The organism is Pedobacter sp. 05T44 (assembly GCF_056395985.1).
In genome coordinates this window covers 84910-99524 of sequence record NZ_JBFTKO010000002.1, presented here as the reverse complement: position 1 = coordinate 99524, position 14615 = coordinate 84910, and the positions used below count along the sequence as shown (strand labels likewise).

At 38.4% G+C, this 14615-nt stretch carries 9 protein-coding genes; 1 reads left to right on the top strand and 8 read right to left on the bottom strand.

All coding sequences use genetic code 11. The features are described from left to right. Window positions 1-26 precede the first annotated feature (26 nt). The 8 genes from AC1DDK_RS05215 to AC1DDK_RS05180 all read right to left on the bottom strand — a co-directional run bounded on the left by AC1DDK_RS05215 (window position 27) and on the right by AC1DDK_RS05180 (window position 10217). Window positions 27-1334, bottom strand: a complete 1308-nt coding sequence (locus AC1DDK_RS05215) for an HlyD family secretion protein (protein ID WP_172659970.1) — start codon at window positions 1332-1334, stop codon at window positions 27-29. After that, on the bottom strand, window positions 1324-3516 hold the full coding sequence (locus tag AC1DDK_RS05210) for a peptidase domain-containing ABC transporter (protein ID WP_337716651.1): 2193 nt from the start codon (window positions 3514-3516) through the stop codon (window positions 1324-1326). The genes AC1DDK_RS05215 and AC1DDK_RS05210 overlap by 11 nt, the downstream gene beginning before the upstream one ends. Before the next feature lies 1 nt (window position 3517). After that, window positions 3518-4606: a hypothetical protein gene (locus AC1DDK_RS05205; protein ID WP_288879081.1), complete on the bottom strand. Its 1089-nt coding sequence runs from the start codon at window positions 4604-4606 to the stop codon at window positions 3518-3520. Further along, window positions 4603-4764: a hypothetical protein gene (locus AC1DDK_RS05200; RefSeq protein WP_172659967.1), complete on the bottom strand. Its 162-nt coding sequence runs from the start codon at window positions 4762-4764 to the stop codon at window positions 4603-4605. Before AC1DDK_RS05200 ends, AC1DDK_RS05205 begins: the two co-directional genes overlap by 4 nt. Before the next feature lies 1 nt (window position 4765). Further along, window positions 4766-5698 (bottom strand): grasp-with-spasm system ATP-grasp peptide maturase, encoded by a 933-nt coding sequence (gwsG, locus tag AC1DDK_RS05195; protein ID WP_288879080.1) that lies wholly within the window; start codon window positions 5696-5698, stop codon window positions 4766-4768. Window positions 5699-5797: 99 nt separating this feature from the next. Next, window positions 5798-6007: a hypothetical protein gene (locus AC1DDK_RS05190; RefSeq protein ID WP_172659965.1), complete on the bottom strand. Its 210-nt coding sequence runs from the start codon at window positions 6005-6007 to the stop codon at window positions 5798-5800. Between the two features lie 76 nt (window positions 6008-6083). After that, a complete protein-coding gene (locus tag AC1DDK_RS05185) occupies window positions 6084-6278 on the bottom strand; it encodes a hypothetical protein (RefSeq protein ID WP_172659964.1) in 195 nt (64 codons plus the stop codon). A 1053-nt stretch (window positions 6279-7331) separates the two neighbouring features. Then, on the bottom strand, window positions 7332-10217 hold the full coding sequence (locus tag AC1DDK_RS05180) for a glycoside hydrolase family 2 TIM barrel-domain containing protein (protein ID WP_337716647.1): 2886 nt from the start codon (window positions 10215-10217) through the stop codon (window positions 7332-7334). 2019 nt (window positions 10218-12236) lie between these two features. On the opposite strand from AC1DDK_RS05180, the gene AC1DDK_RS05175 reads away from it, so the two are divergent. Next, the gene (locus AC1DDK_RS05175; protein ID WP_337716645.1) at window positions 12237-13892 is read left to right on the top strand and encodes a DUF4932 domain-containing protein; all 1656 of its coding nucleotides are present in this window, start codon (window positions 12237-12239) and stop codon (window positions 13890-13892) included. Window positions 13893-14615 lie beyond the last annotated feature (723 nt).

Here is a 14615-nt window from a genome sequence, read left to right as displayed (position 1 = left end):
AAATTATTTATCAAGATCCTCCAATTCTAATCAACCTGGTATCTTAAAAGTTTTCTGAACTGATAGAATACCCTTTCAATTAACCTTAAATCCTGGGTTACGATTTCGGCCTTGCCTTTAAGCTCTTTATCAAAAATAAGACTTTTATAATGAGAAGTTTTTAGCCCTTTGGGAAGAATAACATCTACATAATAATTTCCTTTTGCATCAGGGGTCAAAGATATGTTTTGCACTCTTCCTTCTACAATACCATATTCCTGATAAGGATAATTCTCCAATTTGATGAGCACTTTACCCCCCGAATAAATTTTTCCGGAATTAGTTGCTGAGACTGACATTTTCCCAATCAGCGTTTTATTATTGATGGGCAATACAGATAAGATCGCATCCCCTCTTTTTATAAACTGATTTTCTCCCCAAAACTGCTGAAAACTTGCAATACCCTCTGTAGAAGAAACAATCAGGTAACTCTGCTCCCATTGTTTTAATGACTTTCTTAATTGTTCAAACAGCTGTAAAGTTTGAGAGGCATAATTAATTTTATCTTTTTCGGTATTTATTGTTGCGCTACTTTTTGTTTTATAAAAATTGGAGATGCCCTCTTCTGTTTGAGATATTGAAATATTGATATTTTCTAAACTTTGCTGTGCTTGTAAAAATTTAATTCTTTCACTTTCCAATTCCATTGTTGAAATAACTTTCAGACTAAACAGCTTTTGTGAGCGTTGATAATTTTTTCTTATCAGCTCGAATTTTTCAAGTTCCAAATCTTTCTGTTGTTTTAAGGTTACTATTCGCCCTCTATATTCAGCAATATTCTGGCTGGCAGCAATATGCTCTGGGGCATAGGGGCGAAATTTTGCAAACAACTTTTCATCCTGGAAGGCTTTTGCAAAGGCATTGTAGTCGCTTTGAAGCTCTCCTAATTTAAAAGCTGATATTTTTTGAACCGGAAAGGAAAACAGTTGAACTGAAGAAATAGAATCTACAATCATCTTAAGTTCCAGAATATTTTTATAATTTGCTGTAGATTGTAAAACCATTAATACCTCATCTTTCTTCACTTTTTGATGATCTTTGATGAATATTTTTTCAATCCTGGAATCAGTTCTTGCCTCCACCTTTTCGGTAGGATTCTGTGAGGTTACGATAATGGTGGCGGGCACAAATTCTGGATACCTGATCAAATAACTCATCATCAAAATCATCAAAATCGCACAAAAAATAATCACATTTCCCCAACGAAACATCCAATGCGGTGGTTCAGACAGAAGATCCTGAACACTTTCAGAACGCAGTTCTATCTGGTCTAATATGTCTTTCTTAGTTTCCAAGTTCCAGTTGATTTTTGATTAATCTATAATACTCTCCCTTTTTTGACACCAGTTCGGCATGATTGCCTTCTTCTACAACCATCCCCTTGTCCAATACAATAATTTTATCTGCATGTTTTACTGTAGACAATCTATGGGCAATAACAATTGCAGTCTTCCCTTTAAAAAACTGCTCTAAATTTTCTATAATTATCTTTTCGTTATTGGCATCTAATGCACTTGTAGCCTCATCAAAAAAGATGTAGTCGGGTGATTTATAAACCGCCCTTGCAATAAAAATCCGTTGTTTTTGACCACCACTTACTCCCAAACCTTCGTTACCAATCTTAGTATTATAACTCAAAGGCAGGCTTTCTATAAACTCCTTAATATTGGCAATATCAATTGCCTTTCGTAGTTTTTCTTTATCTACAATATCTTCACCAATACCTATATTATTGGCAATAGTATCATCAAACACATGGCTTTCTTGCATCACAACACCACAGTGACTACGCCAAAACCTGGGCGAAATATTTTTCATGTTGGTGTTTCCTATCTTAATTTCGCCAGTACTAGGTTCATAAAACTTTGTCAATAGCTTTAGCAGTGTGGTTTTTCCGCTACCACTCGCACCAACAATTGCAGTTGTTTTTTGGTATGGGATGGTCAGGTTTAAATTTTGAAAGACGAAAGAATCTGAGCCGGTATACCTAAAGGAGAGGTTATTCAACGCAATATTTTGCTGTGGTATTTCTGTAGCATATTGCTCGCTGGTATTTTCTTCATCTTCTTTATCATGAATCTCTCCTAACCTTTCTAACGATATTCTGGCATCCTGGGCTTGCCTGATGAAATCAATCAATTGTAACAACGGCGCATTAAGCTGGCCAATAATATACTGCACAGAGAGCATCATACCCAAGGTAAGGTTTCCACTTAAAACTAATTTTGCGGCCAGGAAGCTTACCAAAATATCTTTGACTTGATTGATAAAACCTCCTCCAACAGACTGCCATTGCTCTAACGAAAGCGCCTTTATCTGAATTTTGAATAATTTGACCTGTAGGAATTCCCAATCCCAACGCTTTTGTTTTTCGGCATTGTGCATTTTTATTTCCTGCATGCCGTTAATGAGTTCCATTACCTTGCTTTGTTCCTGTGCCGTTTGCGAGAACTTTTTATAATCTAACTCCTTTCTTTTTTTCAGAAAAAAACTAATCCAGCCAATGTATAAAACTGCCCCAATTAAGTAAACGATAAACAAACGGTAGTCGTAAATTAACAGAATGACACTAAAAATAACCAGGTTAACCATCGAGAACAGTGTATTGAGCGAAGAATTGGTAAGCAATTGCTCTATCCTATGATGATCGTTAATTCTTTGCATGATATCTCCTGTCATTCTGGTATCAAAAAAGCTGATGGGAAGCCTCATAAGCTTAATGAAAAAATCTGAAATGATAGCTATATTTATGCGTGCAGAAAGGTGTAACATTATCCAGCTCCTGATAATTTCTAAGCCCATTTTACCTAAAAAGAGCATAACCTGGGCAAGTAAGACCAGATATATAAAATTTAGATCCTGATTTTGAATTCCTACATCTACAATACTTTGAGTAAGAAAAGGAAAAATGAGGGATAATATACTCCCTGCCAAAAGGCCAATTATAAGCTGAGCAACAAGTGACCTGTACTTAAGCAGGTATTTAGATAAAAAAGAAAAGCTTGCTTTCTTTTCTTCATCGTCAAATTCACTTTTATAAAATTCAGGGGTGGTCTCAAGAATTAGCGCAATACCTTCTTCTGTATTTTCATTCGCATTTTCACCAATCCAACATTTTAAAAATTCTTCTTTGGTATAAGTAATTAAACCAAAGCTGGGATCTGAAATATAAACCCGGCCTGCTTTATCAATTTTATAAACTACGACATAGTGGTTTTTATTCCAATGCACAATACAAGGCAACGGTGCATCTGCAACCATCGTATTGAAATCTATCTTAACCCCCAATGTTCTAAACCCTAAATGCTCCGCTGCATTACTAAGCCCCATTAAACCACTTCCTTCTCTGGTTGTTTCAGAAAGCATTCTGATTTGCTGTAATGGAATACTTTTATTATAGTACCTAGCTATAATACGCAGGCAAGTTGGACCGCAATCCTTAGCGTCAGGCTGTTTAAAAAAGGGGAATTTTTTCATATTAAGCAGACCAGATACTATTGAATTTTTGAGATAACTGTTCCTTATCTATAAAGCATCCGGAGGCTGAAATAGTAACCCCGCAGTGATTTAGATCAAGGTAGTCTACTTCATCATCCCATTTTGATAAATACGGATTGTAGGCGCATTCGATTGGATGATACCACTTGTCAATACCTTTAACAGGAACCCGACTATCTACACACATGTACCTGAATTCACAATCACAACAAACCAGCATACTATCTTTCTGAATATTTCCCAATTCCTGAAACTGATCGGATGAGATCAGATTTAAAAACTGCACCGAAGAGATTGATTTAACCTGGCCAAAGCTTAGGGTATTGTTTAAACCATTTTTGATGTTACCATCGCTATCGATATACACCTTGCCAAAATAATAGGAATGGAAGTTATAAGCTTCTAAAAAATGCTCTGTATTGATGCCTAGTTTATCTATCGTTAATTTGCGTTTATAGACTGTAAATTCTTCATCAAAATAATTAAAGTAGACGTTTTGATACAGCTCGGTTTTTTCTATACTATTTTTTGAATTGAAAAAGTTTACAGAAAAAACCAAGTTATGATCGCTTAGCCGTTTACGATGATCTTCTAAAGCATCGTGATCGAAATTTTCGATGTATAGGTAAACACTATCTATTTCAAGGGTGTCTATCCTTTTTAAAACCTTAAACAAGTTATCATCTACCTGAGGGGCAATAATAGATAGATTTAGAATATATTCCTCTTTAATGCAATCAAAGAAATTAAGGTCTACATTGGTATGCAGTACAATGTTTGTGATTTTATTGGGTACTTCTAGCTTTCTGTTGAGCGCTGTAAAGCATTGTTTCTGGTTTTGATCGGCAAGTTCGAATACAATTTCTTCGTTAATTAAAAAATCAATGAGGGATTGCCTTTCTTCCTCATCTTCGATTTTATTAAAGTCGATGAAATCATCTGTATCTAAAATGTAAAAATGTGCTTTCGAAATGAAGAAATAATCTTTTCGAAGTATATCATAAATGATTGCCCTATTGTAACCTTTGACCGGAATACATAACTGGTTTCTTAGAAAGAATTTCCTCATAACGGCGATTTATAAAATAGGTCTAATTGTAAACTGTTGGTGGCAAAAATCTTTGATGCCCTGGTTTTAATGAGGTAGTCGGGCCTTTCTTTCTTGATTAAAGATTTTAAATGAACAGGTGCTACTCCTTTTTGTATTTCAACTTTAATTTTTTTCATATCAGAGGTTTAAAGCAAGAGCCTTTTCGAGATTATAGTTGCAGGGGTTAGATACCATACCGAACTGGCCTATAGGGTTAAGGTCCAAAAAATAATACTGATGGTCTTCTTTAGAAGAAACGACATCAAATGAAGCACAATTTAGGCCGATATGATCTAGCAGCTGCTTAATCTTTTTTTGATAAGACTTTGGAAACTGATAGGGATTTAATCGATTTGGCTTTGAATTATCATAGTTTCTAAAATCTACTTCGGTCCTTTTATTTTTTTGCGAAAAGATTGCCATCGCATAGAAATCTCCGTCCAGATAAAAACACCTTATCTCGTAATCTTTTATAATGTTTTTCTGGAAAAATGTAGGAACAAACTCATCTGGTAATTCATTGATATCATTTACGTCGATTTCTGTTGTATAGGCTAAGTGAATAAAGTTATCTGAATCGTAAACAGAGAGTGGCGAGTTTAAGGGTTTGGAGATGATGTTTTTTTCTTTGTTGTAAAAATCCAACAGAGCGCCTTTATTGCCGCTAACCATAAAGTTTGGTGTCAGGATTTTAAATTTATTGCATAAATCAAGTACCTGAAGTTTATTGACATCTCTGGTTGCGAAATTGTTTATCGATTCCATTTTATCGAAAGTGTAGTGGATATATTCCATTAAGCTTTCATTTTCTGTTAACAGGTAGTTATTCAGATATTCGCTGTCAAAGTTTTGTTGAAAAAACAGATCACCTCTTCTATACCAGATCTTTGTTATTTCATTGCTACAAACTGTTTTACCATCAATATGGAGGGTGAAGGCTGTATCTGTAAGAGAAATTAATTTTACATCGGTATTTTCATTAATTCGTATAAAATCTTTCTTTAGGTTTATTAACCAGTTAATTACCCTGCTTGTTGAGTAATCGTCGCTGATGGAGAAAATTATGACCATATACTTATATGTTGTAAACTGGTTTAAAATTAGTTTTGCCTTACTACCCGTTAACCCGTTAAAAATGGAGGATGTACCTCCATTTTTATTTTTCAATTCTTAATCAATAGAATTTGAAAGATTGTAAACCGTCCTGGTGCTTCTGATGCTTCCATCATCATTATAATACGTATAATGTGTATCTGGGCAACTGGTTGTACCGGTTCGTACCTGACAATCGCTCATTGTACCAAAGGCCATTTTGCCTCCGTTGATCTGACAGCTTTTTAAGTCGATCTTTTTCTCGAATAAACCTTTATTAATTTTCATTTTTTTGAAATTTGCTTATTAAAATAATTAGATTAATTTTTCCAGATTATGGTTATTGTTCGCGTAAGAGCTGGTGTTAATCCGGACAGTTATAGTCGGTACAAACCTGAATCGTAGTCTTGTTGTCGTCTTTAACCGTGTATCTGGTGTCTGAACAGCCCTGAACACAGGTACTGGTTGAAGTGGTTTTTTGGGTGGCAGCTAACCGACCACCATTGATTTGGCAATTTTTTAGTTCAATTCGTTTTTCGAACAATTGGTTGATTTTCATAATGGTTATAATTTAAATTTTGATAGATAACTCGCCAACTTACCCTGGCGCATAGGCTTTTGTCGAAGGCAAATTCGGTGTATACTGCAATTGATGCAAGGAAGAACTGATATTTGATAGCTTTAAATCTATTTCCGTAGGCTCTTTATAAATATTCGTTTTATAAAGTATCTAAAAAGTAGTTCACACTCATAAAGGATTATTCGAAAAGCGGGAACGGTAAAAGATCCATGAATCCCAAACCTAAGGAAGAATTTCCTTTGAAGGGCATTTTACAAAGTCCTTGTTGCAGTACAAATATGACAGCTGGTTGGAGCAAGGGTAAAAATAAATATTATATGTACTGCCGCTGCATTAAGCATTGTAATATCAATATTTCAGGAGCATCGGTTCATCAAAAAATTCAGGAATTACCGAAATACATCAGCTTCACTCCAGAATTTCTTGACAAGCTGATAGAAAGGGTACTGACTTACCAAAGACTACCCTTGAGGTAAGGGATCAAAGGCATAAAATTCTAGCAACAAAACTTGCGACGATTGAAACAAAAATTTAAAATATTGAAAATAAACTTTTCGATGGGGTGATTAATGATACGACTTATAAGAAGGTTTAATGTACATTGGGTATTTTTTTCCCCTATGACCTAATATTATAATCTATCAATAGTCAGATTGCATTCAAAAAATTAATTTCTTTACTGCATATCAATCAGTCATGAAACTCAGGAAATCAAGACTACATCAACAGCGATGGCCCGCTAAGCAAAACAGGTACAGAAGAAATCGGACCTTCAAAACAAAGAAGATGAGAAGAAACGGATGACATTTCAGGTGACCTTTCCGGCAACGCTTTAGGAAACACAGACTCAGAAGACCAATGGCTCAACTTGAATGAAATAAATTATCTTTTTGGTGACAGCCTGACCGCAGGATATGGCTGCGGCCAGGCTCCACCAAGTCCTTCCCAGCCCTTTTTACAACAAAGATCTACCAGGCAGGCTTTGGTTATCAGATCATCAACGCTGGAATCAGCGACTTACCTTCTGAATACTTATAAGCTATTTTCACTAGTGAGCTTTTGGATGTCAGCTATATCCATTGATACTTCCGGCATAAAAGCATTTCCCTCCATGTATTTCTGCAGGCTATATAATAATTGTCTTGCCTCCGGACGCTGATCACGATCAGATAGCAGGTCAATAGCGCTAACTATCAGGCTTCCTTTGCCCACTTTACATTCAAAAATCAGACCCAGTGGTCGGGCGGTAACCCAATCATCAATGACCCTCACCAAAGGGTTGATTTTTTTACTGAGAGCATCCATTCTTACCGCGCTTGAATGGGTGACTGCGTCCCACCATTGCCAGTTACTATGGTACTCTGTTGGGAATGCAGCAAAGGCAGGATGTTCAGGGTTGCACAAGATACCTAGTGTGGTTGGGGGCTGGCTTTTCGTCCAAGCTGTATTCCAAAAGATGCTTGAAAAACCGACCTTGATATCACCGCCCATCTCTGGCTTAATAGATCCCTTTTTTAAAGTCAATAGTACTTTGCCACCGCTGTTTAGTTCCTCGACAGCTTCATCATCCAATACCTGCGTTACCCGCACTTCCTTTGAAATATCAGGCAGAACGGTGGGATAGACAAAAATATCCCATGAATTTTCTGCCGATACTGTCTTTACCTTTAAAAGTAGCTGTTCTGCAGATTGAATGGTGCTGAATTTTTGGCGGATCGTGCCAATATGCTGACCGTTGCCCAATGCAATATCTACCGGATTAAATTCACCATGGTAGAGGGGGGTGCCATCAGTTTTAGTGATGGTCCAACTTACTTTTGCACCGGCAAGTGCTTTACCACCGAAGTTTGCTACTTCAACCGGTGCCACCAGCTGCTCGCTGGTGGTATAAATCATGCTGGGAAGCCTGACTAATGGTACAACAGCATTACAAAAACGTCTGTACTCAACTGCGGTCACATAATTTTTTTCTTCCCAGAAAGGATCAAGTACACCTACAAGGGCAGTTCCCTGTCCTGGGAAATCATTTAATCCAAGCAGTTGGAAACCGCCAAAACCAGGAGTCCTCAGAGCCGCTTCAATATCAGCTTTGTAACAGAGGACCTGTAATTTTCCAGAAGCCATCAAGAAACTGTCAGCTAACATATACATTCCGTTTTCTTTCAATCTGTCCTGAAAGATCTCGAAGTTCTTCGGTTTCAGGATGCCAGTGTATTTCTTCATTTCTTTAAAATCCGGATAGACACACCACTGACCGATTTCATGGCTCACCGACGGCTGTTTCCACTTGGATATGATGTCACTCCAGTCGTACGTTGTCGAAGGTTTCCGGCCATTCAGTATACTGTTCAATCCCTCGCCCCACCGCTGTATCCTGGGGTCTGGAGTGTTATTGTAATCGCTTTGATCAACTACAGGCCAGCCTGCACCAGTGGTGTATAGCCTCCTTGTGTCTTTGACTTTCCAGAAGTTGACAAACTTTGTAAGGTAAGTCACATGATTTTTACCGCTAGGCTCGTTGCCGTAAGTCATCATCACAAATGAAGGATGGTTCCCGTAAGTTTTTACCATTCTTTCACTTTCCTTGTAGATATATTCATCTAATGGCCTTCCATCACCTATTACAGCATCTGTGCTGGCCCAAGAGGAACATTCTATCTGCAGATATATTCCCAGTTGATCAGCTGCCGCAAAAGCTGCTTCCGGCGGGCACCAAGAATGAAACCTGACGTGATTTAAACCATAATGTTTAATGGCACTAAAACTTTTGAGCCATGAGGCCAAATCCGTAGGCGGATAACCAGTTCTTGGAAACGAAGCGCAGTCGAGGGTGCCTCGTAAAAATGTAAGCTGGTCATTCATGATAAACTGTGTGCCCCTGGTTTTAAACTCACGCATACCAAATAGGAGCTCCTGTTGATCCGGCAGATTGTTAAGGGTGGTTTTTAGATTGACGGCAAAACGATAGAGATCGGGATGAAATTCATTCCAAAGTAAAGGACGACTACCCATTGCGTATACTAGACTGAGATCAACGCTTTTTCCATTCAGCACCACGTCCTTAACTAAGGTCTTTAACCGTCGAGCGTTTGCCCTAGAAGAAATTGCCGATAAGTTCAGCTGTGCCATGCCTTTAGCTCCTGTCGGGTTGTTAACTTTGAGTTTCACTCTTACCAGTCCGGCGTGAATATCTGGGTATAATTGCAGGTCTGAAACATATATTTTCGGCCTGACCCTGAGCTGTAATGTTCCAACCATACCATTCCAGTTCGTTTGGGTATGATCAGTGATACTATGTGAGTTCATTCCCACGTTAAAGTCCTTTACCCGGTTATCTATCCTCACGGTGATCACGTGTTTACCAGGTGTTAGCAGGTCTTTCAACTGGAATACATGGGCTGTACCCAGACTATTCTCCATTCCTATTCTGACGTCATCTACCCAAACTGTTGTTTCCCAGTGGCTTCTCTCAATAAAAAGCTCTGACAATTCGCCCTTCCAGGATGCAGGTATAGTAACGCTTTTCTGATACCAGGCTGCCCCCTTATAGTATTTCTCCGGCTGCAGCCAGAAAGGAATCTTTATGTTTCCCTGCCTCCTGTACTTTGCGTACTGAGGCTGCGAAAACCAGGATGAATCTACGATTTCGCCAGTCCAAGGTGTATGTACAGTGATGTCGTTGCCTATACCATTGGTAGTCATTGATCCCGGAAGCTTTACTTTTTCCTTAAGTTTGGTACTGTACCATTTCTCAGCAATGCCCCGATCTAGGGAGTCAGTCTGAAACTGCCAGGTGCCTGCCAGATCTATTGCGGCACTCTTCTCAGCTTTTATCTGAGCAAAAGCATCGCATGCTGTAATGATGACCACTGACAGCGCTGCCAGAATATAATTTAAACGTTTTCTAATCTTGTCCATTTGTATTTGAAAGTGGGCTACGCGCATGCTATCAAGCCGGATTCTGGGTAATTAACTGATTACTCTTGATTTCATTCTGGGGTATACTATAATAAATTAGGGTAGTAATTTTCTTGTTCATAGGTTTGTTTTAAAATTTGGTTAGGACACGGGAATTACAGCCCAAAATTTTTATGAAGCTTATCCTGTTTGGGTATATGTTTTAAAATCTGTTCAGGATGAGTTCAGAGTCATATTATTGATATTTGGCGCTCTAAATTAGGACACAAGATGTACAATATAAATGGACAAACAAACGGTTTTGATGGACAATATCACCATAATATAGCATTATAAACTAAACTAGATTTAAATTATGAGCCTCGAACAGAAATCAAAAAAGTTAAAACAGCTATTGTCCGGATATGACACCGAATGGTTTTTAGGAAACCTAACAGATTTAATGTGTGCAATTGGCGGGAATGGTGCTGACTGTATATTTCCTTCTATTTGAACTGTTGCCTTTTTTGCAACAGTTGCTTCTTGATCCAATTCTTCTTCCTTGTATATGTTACTAAGGTGCCTTGAAATTGTTGATTTATTTTTACCAAACAGTTCAGCCATCTGACTTAATGCTAGCCAGACAGTATTCTACTCAACTTTTACATCAATTGCAGTTTCACCGCTTGGTGTTTGATAAATAACAATTTGTTCAGGACCAACAGCACATTTTCCAGGCCAATAATATTGTAATTGTATTTCCAACAAACAGAAACAAGAAAGCAAAAATCTTCAATTTTGTACAAAAGTTGAATCGAAAAACTGGCGTTGAACTTTGCAGTTTCGCCCCACTATTGCAAAATCCTTGCTATGAGCAGCAATTGTCTTCAGCTAATTCCAATAAATACGTCTATGATTGGATTTCTAAATATATACAAAACTGAAATTACCGCCGCCGTTATTAGATATGATTTCGAATGCCTGATGTCACGCTTATTAAGATTATATATCATTGCTATTGCACAAGCCAATAAAATAATGATTAATGCACCCCAGTTTTCAATGAAAATATGTATGGGCATTTCATAGGTTCTATCAGATGATGCGCCTTCCCCAAATGTCGCCCAATATATTAGCGGAATACCAAGCATATATAGAAAAACACAAATAAATAGTATAAGAATGAAGACAATTGATAGGTGTCCCAAAGCAGTTTTTACGTTTAGGATTTCCTTCATATTGTGTTTTGGGTTAAACATTTTGTAGTTGCTTATAGCAGATTAATGTGGACTTTATTTTGTTTAATAAATCATTTGCTTGAGCTATTGTCAACCAATCTACTATTCTGTCTTGCCTGTTTACGTTTGTCATCACGACGATTGATTGGTTGGAGTTTGAGAATAAGTAATTTGGTCTAATAAGAAAACGTGTCCTCTCATAATTAAGTCAAGGATATAAACTTCTTGTATTTCTGATTTCAGATAAGTTTTAGTCTTGCTAAATAATTTGTTTTTCTGTCTTACGCACATTTTGTTCGTTGAGATTTCTAAAACAGTTTTTCCAAATGTATTCCATAGCCATACATAAAGTAAAAATGTAAAAAATGCAAAAGGTATAACAGCGGAAATCAAATAGGTAAATATTTATGTTAGTGGATCCTACGGCTTTAATCATCAGCAAGCCTTAATGAACACTTAATTCATTGATTTTACATTACTCGCCTCATTTTAAAAACCGCCAAAATTGTGGAAGAACCATTTTCAACGGAACATACACCCAGACGTCACCCCGGTTTTTAATCCAGCTTTTATCTACTCATCACATTTTATTGGGGTTTCGTCACATTTTTTCATAGCGCCTCCTGGATGATGCTACTTTCACTCCAGCAAGGGGACGGTGGAGCAAAAAAAATTAGAAATACCATAATCGTTTATAATCCTTATGAATTATTAATGAAAAAGGTGCAACATGGAAGGAGCTATCAGCGTCCTATCGCTTGAGCTCGGCCCTGAACAAACACGAACGCTAAATACATAACATATGAAAAAAATAACCTTTCCCCTCTTTGCTGTTATATTGCTTGCTGTTTTTACCACTGAAGCATTCAGCGGGACATCCGGAGCCAAATTCAGGAAAAACACGATCGTTTTAAATGAGGTGAATTTCTCGGTTGATCCGAGAATCGAACTGTTTCATACGATGGAGGTATTGGCTGGCGTTCCGGTAACCAATTTTATAGACCTGGATTATAAGCAAAAAATAGCAGCGGCATTTACGCTGTACAAAGACCATCAGCTCTTTGCCTATCTTTCAAAAAATCCATTGTACGGAAAACTCTTTACCACAATTGACGGGCCGATCTGGTTTATGCTGCACATGACACAGGAGCTGGATTGGCGCAAGGATATTGAAGTATCAGAAAAGAAAAATCCTGCACTGGATTCATTGCGTATCCTGATGAAGGATTTTTGCCGGAAATCAAATTACGCCGCTTTTTTTAACAGCAATTCGGATCTCTATCAGATATCGCTAGCTACCTTGGCGTATAACCTGCCTGATTTTGATGAAAAGAACAGACTGATGGACTATTGCGGAGCGAAGGATAAAAAGCAGGTTCAGTTTAACGTGATCCTGAACTTTTTAGGCTGGGGGAATTTTGGACCAAGAATATTCAAAAGGGACGGCGCGGAACTGTATGCGGTGATCTCCCCGGAAAAAACAGCGATCAGGGTGCCGACTTTTGACGTCCGAGGGCTCTATAAGTTGCTTTGGCATGAGTTCGCGCATTCCTTCGCTAATCCTGCTGTGGAGAAAATCCAGGATCAGTTTGAGCCCATGGGGCATTTACTAGAACCAATCCGCGAGTCCATGAAGGCGCAGGCTTATCACTCCTGGCCGGTAGTTTTCAAAGAACACCTCACAGAGGCAATTGCCTGCCGGATGGCGGCCCTGAAATTCGGAGAAGAGGCTGCAGATTTGAACTATTTCAGGTTCCAGAAAGGAATGCGCTGGATCTACTTAAATCCGTTGATTGCGGCTTTAAAGCACTATGAGTCCAACCGGTCGAAATATCCAACGCTCGACAATTTTATGCCGGAGATCGTGAAGGCTATGAAGTTTATTCAGCAGAGCGACATTGACCGGTGGATGGCGGAAACGGAGCAGATCAGAAAGCCTGACCTTGCTGCTATTCCGCAGATCGGGGACATCTATGATAAGAAAAACATCCTGTTTATTTATTCAACAGCCGAAACCGACCAGGTTGCAGACCGGAAGCTGAAAGACTTCATGAACGGTTTTAAAAACAGGATTGGCTCGCTCAAAGAAGCAAAAATGGTAGCCGATACCGCTGCGCTGAAAATGGATTTAACGGGCTACAACCTATCTGTCTGGGGAAGCGTCAAGGGGAATAAGTTTCTGGAAAAGTACATGCCGCAAATCCCGCTGCATGTCGGAGATGAAAAGGTAATCGCTGAAAATATTTATGCAGGAAAAGGCTACGGAATCTTGATCGGCTGGGTAAATCCGGTCAACCCGCAAAACATGATGGCGGTGTACACTGGTCAGAGCCCGGCGGATGTGGTAGACTTTAACCAGATCATAAATGGAAGTGGCAACTACCATATTTTCCAGAACTTTACTACACTCCGGCAGGGGAATTTCAGTAGGCAGGCACAGGTTTGGGTAGCAAAGTAGATAGGTTTCATCAGCTAAAGTCGTGATATATGCGTATTTCGGGGAAAGTGGTTCTTCGCCTATTTTCGTAATTCTTGAAATAAACTGGCATTTTATCGTTAGTAGGTCTTGAAGGCCAACAAAGCAATCTTCAATAAAACCAATCAATTTAAGGGTGTTTCAGTAGATAACTAAACAGACAGCTTCATCATCTATTGTTTTTAAGCAAGAATATTCGTCTGCGCAAGGCCCACAGTAAAAGGCAGGCAAAAAAGCAAGGTGACAGTGGCTTTCCTGATAGTTAGGTTCATCGTTTTATTGCATTTAGTTTCCTGTTAATATTGGCAATGCTGTCCAGCAACGCAATATTCTGCCGCTTCATACTGTCAATCTGTAATTGTATCGCCGCATCTCTTAAACGTGACCTGCCATCGGGTGAAGATTGTTGTCCGCAGGAAAATAGGCAGAACAACAACATAATGCACATAAATTTCATCATCATTTGATTGTTTACATTATAGGTTGCGAAAATTCGAAAATACTTACATCATCACCGAAATAATTCCTCTAAGTAAGCAGGATCAACAAGCGCTGCTAATGCATGAAAATGTGGTATCAGTTTTGTTGGCTTTCTGGCTAAACACACATTCAAACCCATAGCTCAGCCGGAAAGCACCATTGTACCTGATGTCGGGTTGGCATCCATTAGTCCTCCACAACTTAACACAAATTCAGCCTTTTTGA

Bases quoted from the DNA above. Each gene is read 5' to 3' on its own strand.
- gwsG (WP_288879080.1), bottom strand. From the start codon at position 5,698: ATGGTCATAATTTTCTCCATCAGCGACGATTACTCAACAAGCAGGGTA.
- AC1DDK_RS05180 (WP_337716647.1), bottom strand. From the start codon at position 10,217: ATGGACAAGATTAGAAAACGTTTAAATTATATTCTGGCAGCGCTGTCA.
- AC1DDK_RS05190 (WP_172659965.1), bottom strand. From the start codon at position 6,007: ATGAAAATTAATAAAGGTTTATTCGAGAAAAAGATCGACTTAAAAAGC.
- AC1DDK_RS05210 (WP_337716651.1), bottom strand. From the start codon at position 3,516: ATGAAAAAATTCCCCTTTTTTAAACAGCCTGACGCTAAGGATTGCGGT.
- AC1DDK_RS05185 (WP_172659964.1), bottom strand. From the start codon at position 6,278: ATGAAAATCAACCAATTGTTCGAAAAACGAATTGAACTAAAAAATTGC.
- AC1DDK_RS05175 (WP_337716645.1), top strand. From the start codon at position 12,237: ATGAAAAAAATAACCTTTCCCCTCTTTGCTGTTATATTGCTTGCTGTT.
- AC1DDK_RS05205 (WP_288879081.1), bottom strand. From the start codon at position 4,606: ATGAGGAAATTCTTTCTAAGAAACCAGTTATGTATTCCGGTCAAAGGT.
- AC1DDK_RS05200 (WP_172659967.1), bottom strand. From the start codon at position 4,764: ATGAAAAAAATTAAAGTTGAAATACAAAAAGGAGTAGCACCTGTTCAT.